The 22,890-nt window shown below is 32.1% G+C and carries 15 protein-coding genes; 14 read left to right on the forward strand and 1 reads right to left on the reverse strand.

The genetic code is table 11. The features are described 5' to 3' along the window. Positions 1-217: 217 nt before the first annotated feature. From DW269_RS12710 to DW269_RS01985, 13 genes are all read left to right on the forward strand, one after another. Positions 218-358: a hypothetical protein gene (locus tag DW269_RS12710; RefSeq protein ID WP_199409902.1), complete on the forward strand. Its 141-nt coding sequence runs from the start codon at positions 218-220 to the stop codon at positions 356-358. A 74-nt stretch (positions 359-432) separates the two neighbouring features. Next, positions 433-675 (forward strand): hypothetical protein, encoded by a 243-nt coding sequence (locus DW269_RS01930; RefSeq protein ID WP_117458317.1) that lies wholly within the window; start codon positions 433-435, stop codon positions 673-675. 537 nt (positions 676-1,212) lie between these two features. Further along, positions 1,213-2,769 (forward strand): hypothetical protein, encoded by a 1,557-nt coding sequence (locus DW269_RS01935; RefSeq protein WP_117458318.1) that lies wholly within the window; start codon positions 1,213-1,215, stop codon positions 2,767-2,769. Further along, on the forward strand, positions 2,762-4,909 hold the full coding sequence (locus tag DW269_RS01940) for a hypothetical protein (RefSeq protein ID WP_117458319.1): 2,148 nt from the start codon (positions 2,762-2,764) through the stop codon (positions 4,907-4,909). The genes DW269_RS01935 and DW269_RS01940 overlap by 8 nt, the downstream gene beginning before the upstream one ends. Next, positions 4,909-5,907, forward strand: coding sequence for a hypothetical protein (locus tag DW269_RS01945; protein ID WP_117458320.1), 999 nt, complete (start codon positions 4,909-4,911; stop codon positions 5,905-5,907). The genes DW269_RS01940 and DW269_RS01945 overlap by 1 nt, the downstream gene beginning before the upstream one ends. A 4-nt stretch (positions 5,908-5,911) precedes the next feature. After that, on the forward strand, positions 5,912-11,161 hold the full coding sequence (locus DW269_RS01950) for a DEAD/DEAH box helicase (RefSeq protein ID WP_117458321.1): 5,250 nt from the start codon (positions 5,912-5,914) through the stop codon (positions 11,159-11,161). Between the two features lie 213 nt (positions 11,162-11,374). Beyond that, positions 11,375-12,259, forward strand: a complete 885-nt coding sequence (locus DW269_RS01955) for a hypothetical protein (protein WP_117458322.1) — start codon at positions 11,375-11,377, stop codon at positions 12,257-12,259. A 226-nt stretch (positions 12,260-12,485) separates the two neighbouring features. Then, entirely contained in the window at positions 12,486-12,728 is a 243-nt protein-coding gene (locus DW269_RS01960) for a family 1 glycosylhydrolase (RefSeq protein ID WP_117458323.1), read from the forward strand. Position 12,729: 1 nt separating this feature from the next. Beyond that, on the forward strand, positions 12,730-13,050 hold the full coding sequence (locus tag DW269_RS13175) for a family 1 glycosylhydrolase (protein WP_255413884.1): 321 nt from the start codon (positions 12,730-12,732) through the stop codon (positions 13,048-13,050). Positions 13,051-13,278: 228 nt separating this feature from the next. After that, entirely contained in the window at positions 13,279-14,097 is an 819-nt protein-coding gene (locus DW269_RS01970) for a hypothetical protein (RefSeq protein WP_117458325.1), read from the forward strand. A gap of 15 nt (positions 14,098-14,112) precedes the next feature. Beyond that, positions 14,113-14,946, forward strand: a complete 834-nt coding sequence (locus tag DW269_RS01975; RefSeq protein WP_158546282.1) for a tetratricopeptide repeat protein — start codon at positions 14,113-14,115, stop codon at positions 14,944-14,946. Between the two features lie 205 nt (positions 14,947-15,151). Then, positions 15,152-15,583, forward strand: coding sequence for a DUF6508 domain-containing protein (locus DW269_RS01980; RefSeq protein WP_117458327.1), 432 nt, complete (start codon positions 15,152-15,154; stop codon positions 15,581-15,583). Positions 15,584-15,677: 94 nt separating this feature from the next. Then, a complete protein-coding gene (locus tag DW269_RS01985; protein ID WP_117458328.1) occupies positions 15,678-16,535 on the forward strand; it encodes an ATP-grasp domain-containing protein in 858 nt (285 codons plus the stop codon). Positions 16,536-16,712: 177 nt separating this feature from the next. Here the strand turns inward: DW269_RS01985 and DW269_RS01990 are convergent, their stop codons facing one another. Then, entirely contained in the window at positions 16,713-17,501 is a 789-nt protein-coding gene (locus DW269_RS01990) for an SDR family NAD(P)-dependent oxidoreductase (protein WP_117458329.1), read from the reverse strand. A 285-nt stretch (positions 17,502-17,786) separates the two neighbouring features. On the opposite strand from DW269_RS01990, the gene DW269_RS01995 reads away from it, so the two are divergent. Further along, positions 17,787-22,862 (forward strand): discoidin domain-containing protein, encoded by a 5,076-nt coding sequence (locus DW269_RS01995; protein ID WP_117458330.1) that lies wholly within the window; start codon positions 17,787-17,789, stop codon positions 22,860-22,862. The last annotated feature ends 28 nt before the right edge of the window (positions 22,863-22,890 follow it).

The raw sequence follows: 22,890 nt of genomic DNA on the forward strand, positions 1-22,890 counted from the left end.
CCCCCACAGTGGACTTTCACCACCTAGATATATGCCATGCCCGGCATACAAAAAAGCCCATTTAAGCGGCAACTTAAATGAGCTTATTAGGAATAGCAGAAACAACGATTGTCTACTAAAACCAATTAACAGTTAATATTTTAGTATTTGTTTCTGCTCATTTCTACACTTTTTCAGATTCGTCTGGAAATAATCTGTAGAAAGGGGGTCAGATATTATGAAAAAAATCAATGAAAATGATATGGTTTATACACCTTATATTACATTGAAAAATGGAAAACGTATATACGCTTCTCAATTTGGGAAGAAAGTATTCCGTTTTCCTCGTAGTAAATCTAAGAAGACTAACAAAGATTAGTTGATTTCTTAGATAAGTAACAAAGGATGTTTGGACAATCACATCCTTTCATTTTATGAAAGGAGAAAACATTGATGAATAGAAAGATGACTAGTAAGAAGCTTGCTTCAACAGCCTCATCTGTTATGAGATCACAAAACAGCTCTAAGATTCAAAAATCTTTTGCTGGTTCTGCTTTATCTCAATTTCACTCAAAGAATGTGACAGGAAAAGAAATGGAAGCTAAGGCTTCTAAGGTTTTAAATAGTAGTAAATACTCTGCAACAACAAAGAGACTTGCTGCTAGTGTTCTATCACAGTCAGATAAATGCAGATAATACAGCTTGTTTAGTTGTATTAAGGTTTTGGCATTAAAGCCCGTTGATTAATAAGTGGCTTTATCCGTTAAATCTTTGAATTTAAAGGCTGTTTGGAAATGATTTAGTATCAGGTCCAAACAGTTTTTTACGTTATTTTAAATATATTTACACTCATTATGCTATAACAAAATTCACTTAGAAAAAGGTGTTACACATGTTACATGTAATAGTATTCTTGAAATAAAAAAATTATACTTGATTATTAATAATTATGTTTTTTTATATTACCACCTAGTATTAGGCATTCTCACTCACATTTACAATACATCTCTTTAATTATTAGTGTATTATTATAAATAGATATGATTGTTATGAAACAAGTATTCTAAAACATAATAGTAACATTGCTAAAGAAGAGTTGTAAGCGTATACTAATAAGTGATAGTACAAAAGAACAGCATTACTTTATTAATATATGAATTGTAAAGAATCGTTAGAATAAGTGTTACGCTGAAAATCATTATAATTTTCAGCATTTTTTGTGAGGTGATTAATTTGGCTTTGAATCATGTGTGTACATGGCATAAGAACGGATGGAAAAGAATAACAGCATCTGAAGCAGCTAAAACAGCACGATATGGGGTTTCTGCTAGAAGCGGTTTATTTATGTGTGAACTTTGTGGGCAGTATGTTGTTTTAACTAAAGCAGGTCTTAGGGATCCTTATTTTAAACATAGTAAGAGCGAAGAGGATAAGAACTGTGAAGAAAGATCTTTAGCATCTAATCAAGCAAGCTATGGTGGAAGATTAAATACTGAAAAAAGAGGACTTCCTATAAGGATTGTTTCAGATGGAATTAGACAACACTTTGAAATTGGTTTTCCTCGATTAGGTGATTTGCTTAACGAATTACCAAAAAATTCAAAAATTCAAATTATAAGTGATAACGGTCAAGATTTTAATTATTTATTTGAAAGATTAAATCAAGATTCAATGACATATTTTAGTGTTGGAAACAGAATGTCTAGAGAGTATACAATTCGAACAACAGTGGATAATAATGAACTTTCGTTTTTTTTGCCTCAAAGAGTAAAAGGTGTAAGTAAAGAAACGGTATTTAGTGTTGAAACAGGTGTTGTGATTCCGAAAGGATCAGATGTATATGTTAACAAAGAGTACTACCTATTATTAGACTTTGATTGGTTAGAAAATCAATCGAGTAATCATGTTCATATAGAAAAAGTTCAAACAACATTGCGTATTCCTAGTCATTATAGTTTGTATAAAGTTAAGGCATTGGATTTTAGTGAAGAATCCGCTAAGTTTTTCTTAAATTGTTATTGTAGATTAGAAGAAAAGCCTATTAGTTTTATTCCGATATGGCCGATTACTGTAAAATCACCTTTCCATATATACCATAATAGTAAATTTTTATATGGGGTGATGTCTGGTAATGCGACCTTCCAAACATATCCATATGGATTTGTATCTTCTGCTCCTTTAGAAGATTCTAATTTATTGAAAATTAGATGTGATGATAGAAAACAAATAATCGCTTTAGGACGATTCTCTAATGTTTTAAATTATTCTTATTTATGGCGAGAAAAATTAGAATTTGAGGATACCCATTTAACATCTGTTGTTTTAGATGCTCAAGGAAATATTATAGATAGTTTATCTGAGGAAAAAGTAAAAGAAATACACTATATACCAGAATATGATGGTAAATTTATTGTTGAAAAGGATGGATTTTTAATAGAAAATTACGCCTTATCGAGTGGTGATAAATTTATTTATAATGATTTCCAAAGAGGTAGAGTATACAAACTTTATCAAGGATTGGATCTGATGTGGACTTATAAAGCATCAGATACTAAACAAAAATTAGAACACGTGTTCGATGACAATCTAGTATTTAAAAAATTAAAGAAATGCAAATCACCATACATAGAAATTTCACATTCGTATGGAGTAGTTGCAAATAGTATTAAGTCCAATTATCCTAAAACAACTATCTGGTTAAGAAAGCAGATAAAAATGGGATATATAAGTAAAGAAGCAATGATTATTCTAAATGAATTAAAGAATGCAGGAGGAACAATTCATGAATAACGAAGCAGTAGATATTTTATCTTTTTTTCAGGTAAGAAGAAGTTCAGATGATAGATTAAGATTGTACAGAGAAGCTGATATTATTGGTAATGATATTATTTTTCCATATTATGATAATCAGAGTAATAGTTTTATGAATAGAAAGAGTTTTTATCTTGAAAATCAGACTGAATATCCTGAAGGTTTTATAGGTGCATGGGAATGGTCTGCAATACCAAGTATAAATAATCCTTCTAATGATTATGTGACTTTAAATTATGTAAATGATATTTCAGGTATTGAAATCTCTTATTATAAAAGCTGCAATACTATGGATGAACTCATCAAGAAAATAAATACAGGTATTGATTTAACATTTGAATCTGATCAAGCATTGTTAGCTGTACGAAAAGGAAGAGAATATGAGGGGTTATTAGTTAATTATGATGATTTTGATGAATTATCTAACGGACTTTATGTGATTAAGAAAAATATAGCTAAGCGCTCGGTTTATACTTTCAACGACAATTCCACAAGAACAATAGGTGGTGTTTCATTCTATAAATCTATTAATATGGATATAGATGCAACAAGATATGAATTAATGAAGCAGCCTTATGATATAGTTAAAAATATATTTCTTGATAGAGTCAGTTGGAGTGCTCTGAAGAATGAAGGTTACACAAGAGATAACTATAAGAAAATAAAAGGCTTCATTTCTAACATGAACTCTAAATCATTAATTGATGATGTTCAAAATACCATAAAAGATATTTCTTATGATGACGCTGAAAGATATGTTAATTACTTTATTCAGAATATTGACAGATATATTGATTGTGATTCTATTGAGGATAATGTTTTATCTGACTTTATAGTAAGAAACAAAAAAATGTTTGAAGTATGTATGAGTAAGGTTGAGGAAGAATGGAAAAAGGAAAATCAGAAAAGAATTAATAATTTAGAAGAATACTCAAAACAAAGAACCTTAGAAATAGAAGAAGAACTTAAAGACGAAAAGAAGAAAGTAGAATCATCTTTAGAGGAAACTAGACAACAAACTAAAAAGTTAGAAAAACGTAATAACAAGCTACAAGAAGAGTATCAAGAACTTCAAAATGAATATAAGCAGGTTAATATATTGCTAGAAAACACTAGAAGTGAAATTAAAGATCTTGAACTAGCAAAAGAAGAAATGAATCATATTGATGAAGATATAGATAATAAAATTAAGAATAGAATACTAGAGTCTAAAAAAGACTTAGCAACTTTTGTAAGTGAGTATACTTTCTTGAATGCATTAATGCCTACTTCTCAAACAGTTCAAATAGAATCTCAAAATAAAAACGCGGTTATATCTTCATTTATACCTTCTGTAAAGGTTGATGAAGATGAGGCTTATGATAATGAAAATTGGAAGGATACATTTGAACTTATTCTGGAAGCTCTAAAAGATAATGGGATTACTAAACTAAGTCGAAGTTTTGCGTCTATTATTTACGCATGTTATTGGAAAAAGTTCCCTGTACTTTTTGCAGGACCATATGGTGAGTTATTAGCGAATATTATTTCCGTGGCAATTACTGGTCAAACTGCTTCTATTTTAGATTGTAGTGATGATGTAACAATTCAGGATATTCAACAGGCTAAAGAAGCAGAACTTCTATTGGTTAAGAATTGTTTTGGTAGTTCTAAGAAAGATTATGTTATCGAGTCACTATCAAATACTAAGAATTTTATTATGTTTACAATACCATTTAGCGATGAATTAAAAATAGAATCTAGAGAACTAATGAATTATATGTTACCAATCTTTACAGAAGAACTATTTGAACAATCACCAGTTAATTCTTATATGATAGGAAATAGAATTAACAACTATAAAGATTTTTCACCAAAAAATAGTAACTTTAGATTATCTAAAGTTATTTATAGAAATACTCAGTTGAACAAATTAAGACATTCTCTTTATTCAGAAATATTAGATATAGCCAATCAAATTTATCAATATTCATCTCCAGATATGGAATATTATTATATTTTATATCCTATGATTTTTATGAATGATGCTGAAGAAAAATATGTAGAAGAAATTTCTACAAATAAGGATTTAAGTAAAGATATGAAAAAGCTATTATTAAGTAAGTTAGGTGATGAATAATGAATATTGCCAAACAACTAGAAAAAGAAATAGCTCAATCATTTCATATGAAGAAGGTACCTACTGAAAATGAAAGTATGTGGATAAAAAGGGTTATTTACAGTTCGATTGCAAGAAACGCTTATGCTTCATTATGGGATATACAAGAAGATGATCCCAGTATCACTCATTTTAAGAGCAGGACAAAAGAAATATTTTCAGCTTTAGAAGCTGTGTATCCAAAATATTTAAATAGCTTAGATGAGGAAGTTATTACAAGATTATTAGAAAACATATATCAAGTATATTTGAAATCAGGACAATTTTATCATTCTCCCAATAGAATCAAGTATTCAAAAAAACTTGTATGTTGTTGTGATGGGATATCCCTGGTTAGGAGTCCTCAACCTTATGATGAAGTATTTATGTCCGGTGCTGGGTTTTATATTAAAGAAAAAGAAGAATCAAATGTTTCAATTTATGAATTATTTGATATTTCTCCGAAGAAGTTAAGTGAGTTTTATGACTTCTTATCATGTATGAAATTTGTGTATTCTGCTCAATTTGAAGGGAAAGTACAATATTTACGATTAAATAATCTTTTTTCAAAGGGGTATTGGAAGTATGAACCAGATATAGATGATAATATCTCACTTATGAGAATCGGTTATCCTGGAAGTGAGTTATATTATCTATATAGGTATGAAGATGGTACATTAATGGTTCATCAATTACCAGATTGGATGGTTAAGAATCAAAATTATCTTGATATAGCATGTTCTTTATTACACGAGTATAAGACATTGCCTCCTGTTCAGTTTGTCGCATTTGACGAACTTGTATTTGTAAAGTTAAATTATTTATTACCACCAAAACTTCAAACTTTTTTTGAGTTGTATAGTTGGCCTTACTCCTATAATGACGATAGTAAATTTAAAAGAATGATGAATAGAAGTGTTTTTGGTGTTTTCAAGTCCCTACTTGAAGAACTAGAATTTGAATTTAAGGAAGGTAAGTAGAAATATGGTAAATGGTGCAAACGCAGTACATAACAAATTAAGAAAAGAACTTGCCAAATATATCAAATCTCAATATTTAGGTAAATCTGAAATCCTAATGGATGCTCTTGGTGATAGACTTGAAGAAGAAGGTGTATTGTATAAGAAACCTTATATAGAATCTTCTCCAGCTTATGTGACTGTTCCTAATGGTATAGAGAAATCTAAATTAGATAACTGGGAAAAAGTGTTCTTTAAACAATTATCTGATGCTAATTTAGGGGTATTCCCTTCACCTTTTAAACATCAGATTCAGGCACTAGAAGCCATTAAGGAAGGGAAAGATCTGTTTGTTTCTACAGGTACAGGTTCAGGTAAAACAGAATGTTTTATGTGGCCTTTAATGCTGAAACTTGCTAAGGAAGCAAAGATGTCTCCTGATACATGGAAACAAAGATCAGTGAGAGCTATTATTATGTATCCTATGAATGCTCTAGTTTCAGATCAGGTATCTAGATTACGTCGTTTAATGGGGGATTCTGAAGATCAGTTCCTTTCTATCTTTAGAGATACATGTGGATATGATTCTAGACGTCCACAATTTGGTATGTATACAGGAAGAACACCTTATCCTGGTGTAGAACCTAATAAAACACAAGATAGGCAGCTAGAGAAAACACTGCGTTCTATGACTAAGAATGGTGTTAAAGAATCTGAATATAAGTTCTTAGAAGAACTTCAGAAGAGTGGTAAAATACCAGCTAAAAAGAATTTAGAAGCATTCTTAGAAAAACTTCATAATAGTCAACATTATCCAGATGATGACGATGCTGAATTAATCACACGTTTTGAAATGCAGAAAGTCACTCCTGACATTCTCATTACAAACTATTCAATGCTTGAATATATGCTTCTCAGACCCAGAGAGAAGAATATCTGGGATGATACAAGGAAATGGCTTGCTGAAGATAAGAATAATAAATTGATGTTTATTGTTGATGAAGCACATATGTATAGAGGTTCTTCTGGAGGAGAAGTGGCTTTATTACTTAGAAGACTATTAAATAAGCTAGGTATTCAAAGAAATCAGGTACAGTTCATTCTAACAACTGCATCAATGCCTGATCAATCTGATGAAGATAGAAAAAAAGTAATGGAATTTGCTAGAGATTTAACAGTCTCTAATAATTCTGATAATTTCTGTTATCTTACAGGTGAAAGAGAGAATATCTCTCATAAGATGAAGTACATTATCCCTCAGGATAAGTTTAAAGGATTAAAAGCCAGTGATTTTGAACAGCATGAAACACGATTCGATGCATTAAACAAGTTCTGGAAGGGAATAGAAAAAGCACCTCACTTTAATGATTTGAATGATTGCTACAACTGGATGTATCACAATCTTGTTTATTATGATGTATTCTATAAGCTCATGAATCAATGTCGAGGAACTGCTGTTTCTTTAAGTGAATTGGCCATAAGTATTTTTCCTGACTTAAAGAATAATGATGCATTAAATGCAGTGGGTGTTCTTCTAGCCATTGCTCCACTTGCTAAGGATGAAAAGGGGGCTGTATTGTTCCCTGCAAGAATGCATATGTTGTTTAGAGGTATTAATGGTATATATGCCTGTTCTAATGAACATTGCAAACATAGTCATCAAGCAGGTGGATTAACACTTGGACATCTATCTTTATTTGATGGAAAACTTATTTGCCCTGAATGTGGTTCAGTTGTTTATGAATTATATAATGATAGACGATGTGGTGCTTTATTCTTTAAGGGATATATTCTAGAAGATGATTTAAACAAAGAAAGAGCCTTTCTATGGAGATATCCAGGACAGTTGTTAGATAATCGAATGAAGGAACTTCATTTATACATTCCAACTGATGATTATGAATTACCAGCTAAACAGGGAAAAAACAAAATACAGCCTTGTTATTTAGACACAAAGAATGGATTTATTTATTTCCAGGATGATTCTCAAGCAGACAAAAAGGATATTAGAAAACTATATTATTGTAACTATTCACAAAAAGGTAGACCAGGAATCATTACATTCCCTACATGTCCTCACTGTAGACATAGTTTCCATCAAGCTCAGTTAACATCCTTTAGTACACGAGGTAATCAGTCTTTCTATAACCTTATTAAGGCACAATTTGAAGCACAGCCTGCGGTTGCAGGAAAAGACAAGGATCCAGTCAATATGCCTAATGAAGGAAGAAAGGTTTTATTATTCTCAGATAGCCGTCAACGTGCTGCTAAACTTGCAAGAGATATGTCTGAAACATCTGATATTGCAGCTGCTAGACAATTGTTTGTTCTTGCAGTTAGTGAAATGGAGAAATCAGACAAAGAGTTTAATATGGATGCTATCTATGATTTCTTCTGCTTAGTTGCTGCAAAAAGAAACATACAGATATTCCATAACGAAGATCAAATAAAATTCTGGAATGACTGTAAATCAGTACTAAGGAGTTATTCTAGAACTCAAAAAAGAGGAAGAAGCTATTCACCAAAACTCACTATGCAGAACTCTCCTAAAGGAATGAAGAAGATACTGCTTCAGATGTATTCAGGTGGATATAATACACTCTATGACTATGCAACATCATGGATAGAACCAACAGAAGAACAGTTATATGATGCAGTAGAAGATTTGGAAGAAGAAGGTATTGAAGTAGAAGATGAATTATTCTTAGAAGTATTTAATGCATGGGTATTAAATATGAATGATTTATACATGCCTTTAGGTCAAACAATACCAGATGATATAAGACTAGAAGTACGTATTAACTACAATGGTTATGGTATTCCTCAAGATTGGACATTCTCTACTGTTATTCAGGATATTATGGGATGGTCTAAGGATTCGAAGGAAATGGAGATCTGGAAGAAGGTATTGACTGATGAATTCTTAGATAATGGACAGGATAATACAGGAAGACAATATTATGAATTAACACGTGTCAAACCTCGCTTTGATATGAATCACAAATGGTATAGATGTGATCAATGTGCAGATGTTACACCTTATTCTATAAAAGGGAGATGCCCTGTCTGTGGATCAGATCATATTCATGAAATAAGTAAAAAAGAACTTCAGGCATTTGATTTCTGGAGAAATCCTATTAGTGAAGCAATTGATGGTAAAAGAATTAGTGTTATCGATACAGAAGAGCATACTGCACAGCTGTCTCATAAGGACCAGAGAGATGATTTATGGTCTAAAACAGAACAGTATGAATTAAGATTCCAGGATATTATACATGATGGAGAAAGACCTGTTGATATTCTAAGTAGTACTACAACTATGGAAGTAGGTATTGATATTGGTTCATTGGTTGCAGTAGGTTTAAGAAATATACCACCAATGCGTGAAAATTATCAACAAAGAGCAGGGCGTGCAGGTCGAAGAGGATCCAGCTTATCTACAATAGTCACTTATTGTGAAAACGGTCCTTATGATACTCTCTATTTTAATAACCCTGTGCCTATGTTTAGAGGTGATCCTAGAACGCCTTGGATTGATGTACAGAGTGAAAAGCTTATTCAAAGACATTTAAGTATTATTCTGTTTGAAGAGTTCTTAAGGAAGTATAAAAGCAGTCTAGATACTCTAACTGCAAATACATTCGTTATAGAATATCTAGACTTATTTATTGATTTTATACATGATTTTGATTTCAAAGCTGATTCTGTATTATTACCTAAAACAGCTCACTTTGATAAAGAAGTATTTATATCTGATCTTGAGAAGTCATTAGAAGGTATTAAGCATAAGCTTATTGAACACCCAGAACTATTTGGAGTAAGAGATGATGGTACAGAAGAAAAAGATGCAAAAGTATTATTAGATGCTTTATATGAGGAAGGTATTATTCCTACTTACTCTTTCCCTAAGAACGTTGTCAGTACATATATCACTAATGGTGATGGTATCGTAAAATACCAAGTAGATAGAGGCTTAGATGTTGCGATAGGTGAGTATGCACCTGGAAGAGGTATTGTAGTTGATAAACTTACATACCAGATAGGTGGATTATATGTACCTGGAAGTGATAGAAAGAAGGGTAAGGCTTCTATACCCGCACAGTCTTATATGCAGGATTCTAACTATGTTAAAAAGATTCTAACTTGTCCTGAATGTGGATGGTTTGGACTTGAAGATGAAGATTATGATACATGCCCTTTCTGTGGTAGTGATGAACTAAAAGAAGGAAGAAATATGGTTAAGCCTTGGGGTTTTGCGCCTAAGGATGCCAGAGATATTCCTAACGCACAGTTATCAGAAGAATACACAACAGTACAACAGCCTTTATATTCTACTTTACCTAAGGCAGAAGATATCAAACTTATTAAGGGATATAAGAATACAAAAATAGCATCACGTACAAATCAGCGTATTATTATGTTGAATCATGGTTATTCGAATCATGGATTTATGATTTGTCCTGATTGTGGTGCTGCTATGCCTGGTGATACAAGTGATGTATTAAAGGTAGTCCGTAGACCTTATTATAATAAGTTTGCAAGAACAGGATGCCGTCATACAAATGCGATGAATATCAATCTTGGATATGACTTTGTAACTGATATGCTTGTACTTGAAATAGAACTTGATTGTGAAAAAATCAATACAAAGAGAGATAATATTTGGTTAAATAGAGCCTCACAGTCACTCGCTGAAGCATTCCGTTTAGCAGCTTGTAGAGAACTTGATGTAGAATTTACAGAATTAGTAACAGGTTATAGATATAGACAGAACAAGAAAGGCTCATTTATTGATATTTATCTATATGATAGCTTATCTAGTGGTGCAGGTTATGCAATCAATGCAGCAAATAATATTGATAAGTTACTTGATAAAGTAAGAGAAATATTAAATGGATGTCATTGTGAAAGTGCATGTTATAACTGCTTGAAGCATTATAGAAATCAGTTTGTACATGGTATTCTTGATCGTTTTGCAGCTTTAGATTTATTGAACTGGGCTCAAAAGGCAGAACTACATACGAGAATATCAAAAGAAAAACAGATTCGATTAATTACACCTCTAGTAGATATTCTAAGAGAAATGCATTATTTTATTGAGTTTGATGGTGATCAGATTTATATAACACATAACAACAATAGAAAAGAGATTGTGATATATCCTTCTATGTTGAAACAGCCAAGTAGTAAGGATATAGTTTATCTCAGTGAGGCATATTTGAAATATGCGAAGCCTTATAGTTTAGATGCTATATTGAGTGCATTTGGTAGATAAGAATTAAATGTCAAGAACGCTTAAGTGATATGATGACCTCCCGGTAGACAGTGCAAATAATTAAAAGCACTGTTTGCTGGCTTCGTGTCAATAGTGGAGGTAATAGTGTCAATATAAAGCTAACTAATTCGGAATTTTCGTAATTTTTATTCGAAGAGTTGCTATTCTATATGACAAAATATGATATAATGGGATTGAAAGGAGTTTTAGTTTATGAGTAAAGTAAAAGAAAGTGTAAATTTTAGAAAGGAAATAAAGGTAGGAAAATTCACAATATCCTTAAAAAAGATAATAATTTTTGTGGGTATTATTTTAGTTCTTATTATTTCATTTAGTGTTTTTGGCAATAAAGATTCTGAGGTTGAACCAATATATGACAAAGATAATAAGCCAGTTTATATCAATAAGGAAAGTATTAATGATATTTATTCAGATGCTGAAAAGTATAAAGGACAATTTATTGATATTAGTGGTAAAGTTTTTAACAAAAAAACAGAGGATGGTATAACACTTCTTCAGATAAATGCAGATGTTGATAATTCAGATGATAATACTTTGATTTATTATCAAGGAAAAACAGATATTAAAAATGACGACTTTATTAAAGTTACTGGCTACATATTAGGAACTAGTGAATATTCAAACGCTTTAGGAGGTGATGTTTCAGCACCAAAAATTATGTCAACAAAATTACAAAAAAGTACTTATTTAGATGTTGCAAGACCAACTATAAAGCAAGTTAAATATTCTGATAAAGTTATCAATCAAAGTGGTTATAAAATTGAAATTACTAAAGTTGAATTTGCAAAAAAAGAAACAAGAGTATACGTAACTGCATCTAATAATGCATCCGATGACTTTTCTATATATACTTATAGTGCAGTTGCAACTCAAAATGGTAAACAATATGAGTATGATTCTAATTATGATGCTGGCTATGAAGAACTTAGTAGTGAATTGAAACCGGGAATTACATCTAAAGGAATTTTAACTTTTCCAGCTATGGATCAAAGCAATTTTACAATAATAATTGATGGTTCAACTGATAATTGGGATATTGACTTAAAAGATTTCAAATTTGATTTGGAAGTAAAATAAAATAAGATAAAATTCTAGACTAGAAAATAATTTATTCTGAATAAAGAGAGCTCATCTTAACTCCGTGTCAATAGTGGAGAAGCCTAGGAGGTAGCGAAAGCTATCTCCTTTATTATGCTCAAATAAAGTACAGCTAGGATTTTTTGTTTATTACCATATCCCTACTCATCATAATCTGATGAGTAGACTAATATAGAAAATGCTATTATGTTTGTGAGGTGATAATATGAGTTTTCCAAAGAATTTATTGTGGGGAGCAAGTATCAGTGCTTTTCAAGCAGAAGGTGCTAAAACAGAAGATGATAAAGGTCTAACAGTTGCAGACAAAAGATGTGAAGAAGTAAAAAACAGACTTCATACAGCTGACACAAGTATAGCATCAGACTTCTATCATCATTACCATGAAGATATAAAGCTAATGAAAGAAATGTGGCTTAAAGAGTTTCCGTTTCTCTATCTCATGGGCTAGAATCTTTCCTGAAGGAAATGGGAAAATAAACCAGAAGGGAATTGATTTCTATAACGATGTTATTAATGAATTAATTCGTAATGACATAGTACCTATTGTTAATTTGTTTCATTTTGATTTACCTCAGGGTTTAATTGATCAATATAAAGGTTTTGTTTCTAGACGTTGTATAGAGGACTTTGTAAATTATGCCCATGTATGTTTTGAAAGTTTTGGGGATAGAGTTCCTTATTTGCTTACAATCAATGAACAAGATGTTATTGCTAACATTCCTTTCTTCAATGGGTTAATAGACATTAATCATTCATTCCAACTAGGTTGACCATGCGTTCCGATATGCTTGACCAATAATTCCGACAAGATTGATCAACTAATTGGTTTATATGTAAATTCCTAGAACGGTTAACACCCGTTCTTTTTAAAATATAAATTATTTCTATTAACCCCTCATAAAAGGTATTGTAGAACCCTAACTCAATACATTTCTTATTAAAATAGACTACAATAGAACTATAGAAAGAAGAGACATCAAGAAGGGAATATTAATTATATGAAAAAGATGAAAAAGGCAGATGTTATTGTAGCCATAATTATTTTTTATGTAATATTTGCTTTCCTTTATACAATAATAACAGGGGTAGGAACATTTGTCGCAGATCTTATAGATGGTCCAACACATTATTATCTATTATATAGCTGGAAGAATACAGAAGTCGCAAAAAAGTTTCAAAAAAAATATGTACCAGAAATAGAGGAATATATTCAAACAAGTGATCTTCCAGATATAACTGTTACTGTGGATCGTTGTTCCTATACTGAATACAGCAAAACATTTCATGTACCTGAATATGAACTATACGTTACTTATTCTAGTCAGGTAATTGATGATTATTATGATTCAGCTATTAAATCCAAGCGTGGTGCAAAAGAATTATTAAATATGATGCTAGAGGTTCATGAGAAAAAGAATGAATATTATGAAAATCGTTCTAAAATATATTGGTTTGGTGAACCTTTTCAATCAGATGGAAGAAGAGTGTCATTGCAAGATGATGATTTTGTAATGGAATTATCTGGTAACAAGCATAAGTATATGATAGAAAACGAGACTGATGTTGATAGGCTCACAATTGATGACAAAGTAGTATATGAACGAAATAAACCTGAATCAAGCTATTATAATTACACTCCATCAGAACCTAAGAATTATTACCCAAGTATTGAATTACCTGGATCTTCTAATACTTATAATGATGGTTATAATTCAGCAGTAGATGATGGTGATTATGATCATGATAGATACCGTACTGATCCTTCTTATAGACAAGGTGTAGATGATGGTTTTGATGAAGTAGATGAAGATTATTGATAGGAGATGATTAATGTGGAAAAAGAATGGCTTATGACTCCAGATGTAGCCTATGAGAGATTGGATCGTGCAATTTATAATCATAGTGCATGTCCTGAAACAGCACATATACTATATCTCTATCTTAATGATGAAAAGAGGGAAATTACTATACCACCTAAAGAACTTGCGAAAGAACTTATGGAAGCAGATAAGAATCATTTAATGGATAATGATATATTCAACTTTATTGATAAAGCACTACGTGATGGATATTATTCTATAAAAGATCCATGGGCTTCATATTATTTAGGTTGTTTATATTATTTTGAAAGATTTAATAATGTGAATTATGAAAAGGCATTTAACTATTTTTCAAAAAAAAAGCATATAGGACCTTCAACTGTACTATTAGGTGAATGTTATTTCTACGGTAGAGGAACAGAACAAAATTTTGAAAAAGCCTTCTTCTGTCTTATCCAAAGTGCTTTGACAGATAACAGTGCACGCTCTTTGTATCTTTTAGGTGATATGTATTTGAATGGATACTATGTGGATAAAGATATACCAGAAGCTAATGATTTGTATTTTCATGCTTTAGAAGTTGCTGATGAAGTGGATTCATCCAGCGAAACAAAAGCAGAAATATATGAACGATTAGGTAAAGTATACTTATTAAGACCAAAGACATTAGAGACATTGAACTTTGCTCTTAAGACTTTCAATTTAGCGGAACAACATTATTTAGAAGCTATGCAGGAATACATGTTTTCTCTAAAAGATAAAGTAAAAGAAATACGTAACTTACAAATGGAAGTAAGAGAGTATTTAGATGATTTGATTCTTATGGATAAAGAACCTGTGAGTTAGTATTCTTTTGAAGAAATGATTTTTCTAATGAAATACGATATTTAATTGATTGGTTTGAAATATCTAAAACTTCTCAAAATGCAATATGGATTATTTGTCTGTATGTAATACAACTATGATGTGTTATTAAAATTTGTTTCTTATAGAAAACTACTGTTACATAAGTAACAAGAAACTGAATTAAAGAAAGAGAGATGTGATTTATATGTATGAAAGTTTAACTAAATATTTAGATGAGTTCACAGGAGCAGAATTTGGTACATGGATTATTGACAAGAAAAATGATGGAACACCAGAACATCCACTTCAGTTCCCTTTTGTGAATTATTCATCTGTTGTTGACCATTTTATTGATGATGTATTTTCATTTGTAGATAAGTATGAAGAGGTAGGATTATATAGTTATCAAAAAGTCCTTGAAGAAAATGGTATCAAATGGAATGCGCAATCAATGGAAACAGCAGTGGTTGACGATTTAGACGCTAAATGTGTTGTTGCTTTGATTTATGGTGCTATACGCGCAGAAAGATTTTGTGATGGGACAATACTCGCATTCTTAAAAGATGGTACGATTGTACGATGGCTTGAAAGACTGAAAACATTGGATGCAGATGGCAAGAATGTTGCTGTAAAATAAATAGAGGAAGCTGTGAAGAATACATCAATGAATATGGAGAATTAGAATAAGATATTGATGTATAAGAACGTAAAACATTTTGAAGGAGGTTTATATGGTTGATTTAATATTATTCCCATCTAGTTATTTTAATGTCTCAAAGGTGGATGAAGATTTACAGGCTGAATATGATGCAGTAAAAGCAACAGGATTATTTGATGTGATACTATTTGGATATGATAAGTGGTTTGAAGAAGATCAATTAGTTATTAAAGATATACCTCAAGTAGAAAGAACTGCAGTATATCGAGGATATATGATGAATCCAGAAAAGTATGAAAGGTTTTATCAACGTCTTCTAGAAAACAATATCCGTTTAATAACAACTCCAAAAGAATATGAATTAATGCATGTTTTCCCCAATGTATATGAACTATTAAAACAGGATACTGCAAAAATGGAAATATATCCTCTTTATACTCAGATTAATGTTGATAGTATTAAACATACTATGGGCAGATTTATGGTTAAAGACTATGTTAAATCTGTAAAGGGTACAGAGTTTCCTAAATATTTTGACAAAGATATTACACAGGAAGAATTTAATCAATGGATGGAAGTCTTTTATAAGTATCGTGGTAATCTGTTAACTGGTGGAATATGTATTAAGGAATATCTTAACCTAAAGCATTATGGTGACCACACCAATGAATACAGAGTCTTTTATATAAACAATAAAATAGCAACTATTACTAGAAATTCAGGACAATCTATAAATGCATTATTACCACCTCAACAATTATTAGAAAAGTATAGTCATCTGGAAAGTGGATATTATACTGTTGACTATGCTGAATTAGAAGATGGTTCATGGAAAATTATTGAAGCAGGTGATGGTCAAGTTTCAGGCTTAGCGGAGTATCAGGATTATGAGCAATATTTCAAAGTGCTCTATGAATACTTAAATGAATAGAATCTTACTCAAAGAAAAAACTCACGACAATAAATCGTGAGTTTTCTTCCGCACCGAGTGCCATTTACATATGTCATTCTATGTGAAAGTTAATAAAAAATCAATTCAGATTATCAAAAAGACATATTCTTTCACCATATGTTTAAATACCAATAGTTATTATAGATTATTAGTTGATTATATGCACTTTACCATGCCACCATCAACATTTAAAGCAACACCAGTAATATAATGTGCTGGTTCACTAGATAAGAATACAGCAGCTGATGCAATTTCTTCAGGTTTAGCATATCTACCCATTGGTATATTTGTCTTAGCAAACCAATCAATAGATTCATCACGACTCATACCAGTAGCAGCTGCTAATTGATCACCTAACTGTCCTTCTGCATGCCATAACGGTGTATCTACAGGGCCAGGACACACAGCATTTACATTTACATTAAATGCTGCACAATAATTTGAATAATCTTTAGTAATCATAATATCAGCAGCCTTAATAGTATCATAACTAATTAATCCTCCAGGCTGTTTACCAAAGATGGAAGCTGTATTTACAACACTTCCCCAGCCATTTTTCTTAAAATGAGGAATACATAAATTAGTTAATCTCACTGGTGCATACATCATAAGTTCTGCATGTTTTCTGAATGTTTCTTCAGGGAATGTTGCAATATCACCCATTAAAGCTGTTCCTGCATTATTACATAGAACATCAATCTTTCCAAAATGTTCAGCAACATTTTCAATAAAATCTTTGCAGTTCTTTTCGTCTGTAACATCTACTTTTTCAATATAAACTTCATTATTCTTTAGTTCAGTCTTTAAAGCATTCAACCCCTCTAGATTTAAATCAGCTAATGCAAGTTTTGTTCCTTCTTTTGCATATGCTTCAGCAATAGCTTTACCAATACCAGAAGCGGCTCCTGTTACGATTACGACTCGATCTTTTAAACCTAATTCCATAACAATTCAATCCTCCTTGTGTATATAATTTATATATATAATTATACTCCTCGATAAAGTGCATATTCTATCAATACAGTATTTTAATAGTAATTTAGCAGACGCAAGATAATTTTATAAAAAAATACTTGAATAAGTACATTGAAAGTGCTATCATTTCACATGATGAAAAACGTATAGGATTGTTACTATTGAATTAGGCAAGACCAAAGTAAACCTTCTTTTTTAGAGGGGTACTTTGGTCTTTTTTGTTGGTCCTATATAGAAAAGAAAGGAAAAGGGATAATGAACAAGAAACAAGGTGTTATTGGATTAGTTGCAACTGTCATGATTGCGAATGCTGCATTTGTTGATGTAAGACCAGTCTATGCTGTAGAAAACTTAAATCTTGCTAAAGGATGTACTGTTAATGCAAGTAGTTATGAAGTAATCAGCACATCACCAGACAAAGCAGTAGATGGTGATATTAAGACTCGCTGGGGAACAGCACAGAATAAGGCAGACAATGAATGGATTGAAATTAATCTAGGTGGAGAAAAGACAGTACGTCAGATTAATATCAATTTCGAAAGAACGGATGATGCACAGAATATTCTAGGCTATAAAGTAGAATTAGAAGAAAACGGACAATATAAAGAAGTATATAGAAAGACTACTAAGGCAAAACAGAATGAAATCATTCAGTTAGATAAAGATCATCAAGCCACTAAAGTAAAGGTAACTGTACTTTCTGCAGATGGAGGTACAATCAACTGGAAAAATGTCGGAATCAATGAAATTGAAGTCTATAGTAAGATTGTAGAAAAAGCAGATGCTACGCCTAATAAGAACCATATGGCAAACGCTACAGTCACTGCATCAAGTAGTGAAGCTAATACACTTAGTCCAGATAAAGTAAAAGATGGAAGCACAGAAAAAGCAAACCGCTGGGCAAGTGATTATGAAACTCCAACTACTAATATCTGGTTAAATACTAAATTTGCTGGATTGACTCTCGTTAAGGAACTTAAGATTCATTTCTTTGAAAGAGATGTTGCTCCAATGCCATCTAACGTAAAAAGCTTTGATATTAAATACAAAGATAAAGATGGTGTAGAAAAACTTGCAAAGAGCTTTACTAATACCAAAAAGGGTGACGGTTATAATAATGAAGTTGTTGTTAAGTTCAATGAACCTATTGAAGCAAAAGAATTAAAGCTTTGTAACTTTGTTGCTGAAGCAGCATCATGGAATAACGTAAGTATTGCTGAAATGGAAGTGTATTCTAATGAACAAACAGCACAGAAAGCAACTCTAAACTCTGTTGTCTCTTCTATTGAATCTCAGAGTAAGACAATTGAAGCAAGTGTGAATACATTAGATATGCCAGCTGTACCAGAAGGATTTACTGTAAGAATCAATGGTGCAGACCTTGAACAGATCATTGGTGCTGATGGTAAGATTGTCCATCCATTAGTTGACAAGAATGTGAAAGTCTCTTATGTAGTTACAGAAACTTCTACAGGAAAAGAAAAGAAGACTGCAGATGTTGACTATGTTGTAAAAGGCATGAATGAACAAGTGACAGGTAAGAATGCGAAACCTACTGTTATTCCAGAAATCCAGGAATGGCATTCAAACTCAACAGAAAAGATTTCTGTTAACTCATTAAAGACAGTGACTTATACAGATGATAAGTTAAAAGCTGTTGTAGATGAATTTGTACGTGATTATAAAGATTTCACAGGTATTAACCTTACAGTGAAAAAAGGTGCTTCTCAGGCTAATGCATTCAACTTTGAATTAAAAGCACCAGATACTCTTCTAGGTGATGAAGGATATACAATGGATATCCAGAAAGACCGTATCAATGTTGCTTCTGTTCATACAACAGGTAACATGTATGGTATGCAGACAATCCTTCAGATGTATAAAGAAGACAATGAAGGCTACAAGATTGGTAAAATGCGTGACTATCCTCGTTTCAAGACACGTGGATTCTTATTCGATGTAGCACGTAAACCAGTTTCATTAGATATGATGAAGGAAGTTGCAAGAACAATGCGTTACTATAAGATGAATGACTTACAGACTCATTTATCTGATAACTATATCTTCTTAGAACAGTATGGTAAAGGTGATAATGAAAATGAAGCATTTAAAGCCTATGAAGCATTCCGTCTAGAATCAGGATTATCTAACGATAAAGGTGAAACACCTACTGCAAAAGACTATTCTATTTCTAAGAAGGACTTCAGAGAATTCATCCAGGGTGAAAGAGCCCTTGGTATGAAGGTAGTACCTGAAATTGATGTTCCTGCCCATGCAACTTCATTTACTAAAGTATGGCCAGAATTGATGGTTCAGAACAAGGTATCACCATTAAATAGAAATAGACCACTTATTGACCATCTTGATGTCTCTAAGAAAGAAACAAAAGATAAGATCAAAGAAATCTTTGATGATTATACAAAAGGTGCTAATCCAGTATTTGATGGAGAAACAACTGTACATATTGGTGCAGATGAATTCTTATCAAACTATACAGCATATCGTGGATTCGTTAATGATTTAGTTCCTCACCTAAAAGAAACAAATACAGTACGTATGTGGGGTGGTTTAACTTGGATCAAAGATAATCCAGTGACTCAGATTAAGAGAGAAGCTATTGACAATGTAGAAATGAACCTTTGGTCAGCTGACTGGGCAGATGGTATTGAAATGTATGATATGGGTTATAAGCTTATTAATACAATTGATGACTTTGGTTATATGGTTCCAAATGGAAACAAAGGACGTGCCAATGCCTATGGAGATTTATTAAACGTAAATAGAATTTTCAATCAGTTTGAAGCAAATAAAGTAAGAGTCAGAGGTGGCGCTTATAAGTATGTTCCTGCTGGTGATGATCAGATGTTAGGTGCTGCATTCGCATTATGGAGTGATAACATCGATAAGAGTGCATCAGGTTTAAGTGAATCTGATTTATACTGGCGTTTCTTTGATGCATTACCATTCTATGCAGAAAAGACATGGGCTGCGACTGGTAAGGAAAAAGGCAGTGCTGATGCTCTTGCTAAAGTGGCTCAGGATAAAGGAACAGGACCTAATACAAACCCTTATTACAAAGAAAATAAAAAGGGTGAAAACTATGAAAGCTATGATTTCAATAACGGTTTAAAGGATAGTTCTGAAAACAAACGTGACCTTAAAGAAGGAAAGAATACTGAAATCAAGGATAATGCATTAGTATTAAAAGATGGTGTAAGTTATGTCACTTCTCCAATTAAAGAACTTGGTAATGGTAATAAATTATCATTTGATATTAAGTTAAAGAAACCTGCAAAACCAGGAGATATCCTATTTGAATCTGATGCCGCTTATGGAACACATGATATTAGAATCATGGAAGATGGTAAGTTAGGATTCACAAGAGAACTTTATAACTATTATTTTGATTATGAATTACCAGTAGGTAAGAGTGTAAACATTGAGATTACTACAGCTCAGCAGAAGACAAGTTTATATGTCAATGGTGAATATGTATGTGATGCAAAAGGTAAATTCATTCATAATGATATGGTGAAGAAAGACAATATCACTCATTCAACATTTGCTTTACCACTAGAAAGAATTGGTTCTAAGACAGAAACAGTGTCTGCAGTTATTGATAATGTTGTTGTATCTGAAAAAGCACCAGAAGTAGATCTTTATAATAAGACTGCTTGGACTGGAAGAGCAGAATCAGAAACACCAACTTCACATGGTGGAAATAATGAAGGTATTATCGGTATGGCATTTGATAATAAACCTTCTACAATCTGGCATTCAGACTGGTCTCAGGCTACAAAAGATAAGGTTCCAACAACTTCAGGTGCAGCTGGAACTGGTAAGGGTGCTGATGGAAGTATCTGGTCAGAAGTAAAATTTGATAAGGCTTATGAAATCAACCAGATATCATTCACACCACGTCAGGATTCTAACAGTGGTCAGGTCACTAAAGCATCACTTTATATCCAGACTGAAGAGAATGGTGAATGGGTAGAAGTGGCTAAGGACCAGACATTTGATGCTAACAAGTCAGAAAAAACATTTACTTTTGATAAACAGAATGTTTATGGATTCAAGTTTGTTGCTTCTGAGTCAAATGATGGCTGGGTTGCTATCTCTGAATTCAATATTGCGAATAAAGAAGTGACTAATAACACTTATACTGTTTATGTAGAAGCAGAAAAAGGTGGTAAAGTAAGTGGTGGTCAGGAAGTTAAAGCAGGTCAGTCTGCAACTATTACTGCAACACCTAATAGAGGTTATGTATTTAAGGGATGGTATCGTCCTAATGGTGAAAAAGTATCTGATAAAGCAGAATACGCATTCAATGTTAAGTGTAATACAGCTTTAATTGCGAAGTTTGAAAAGTCTTCTGAAGCAGATGTAAAGATTACAGATATTCAGAAGCTAGATGATCTTACTGTAGTAAAAGGTACTTCATTTGATTCATTAAATTTACCAAACAAAGTATCTATTACATTAGAAAACAATGAAACAGAAGAAGTAGATGTAACATGGAATAAAGCATCTTATAAGGCTAATGAATGTGGTACATATGTATTAGAAGGTACTCTTACATTACCAGAAGGTGTTGTAAACCCAGATGGCTTAAAAGTAGTTGTAAAAGTAACTGTTGAAAATAAGAAGTATACAGTTGTAGTAGATAGTGATCAGAACATGGGTACTGTCTCTATGGATAAAGAAGATGGTATTTATGAAGAAGGTTCAAATGTGACTGTAACAGCTAAGGCAAATAAAGGTTATGAATTTGTGAGCTGGACTGATGAAAATGGAAGAGAAGTAAGTACTTCTAACCCATATACATTTGAAGCAACTACAAACACTACTCTAAAAGCAAACTTCAAGAAGGTTAAAGTTACTCCAGCTAAACCATCATCACAGGATATCCTAGATGATTTACTTGCAGGTAATAAAGTACAGTCAGTTGTTGCTAAGGGACAGACACAGTTTGTACTTCCTGAAGTACCAGAAGGCTATAGTATTACTATTACTAAGGTAAGTCCTGAAGGTATTATCTCATTAGATGGTAAAGTAACTACTCCTAAGAAGGATGCAGATGTCATCGTTACTATTACTGTAACTGATGCAGAAGGAAAGACTGCAAGTCATGACTTTACTGTAAAAGTAATTGGACTTAATGAAGTAGATAAGGAAACTCCAAAAGATCCTGAAACAGGAAAAGACACACCTAAAGATCCTACTCAGGATAAGAAACCAGCTAAGACAGGTGATGCAACATCAATTGCAAGCTGGATCTCTATGATGACAGTAGCAGGTGCTATGTTACTTAAGAGAAAGAAAAGATCATAATACTTAATATTGGTCTGAGAGATATCTA

Origin of the sequence: Catenibacterium sp. AM22-6LB (assembly GCF_003435615.1) — a bacterium.
GTDB classification, from domain to species: domain Bacteria; phylum Bacillota_I; class Bacilli_A; order Erysipelotrichales; family Coprobacillaceae; genus Catenibacterium; species Catenibacterium mitsuoka_A.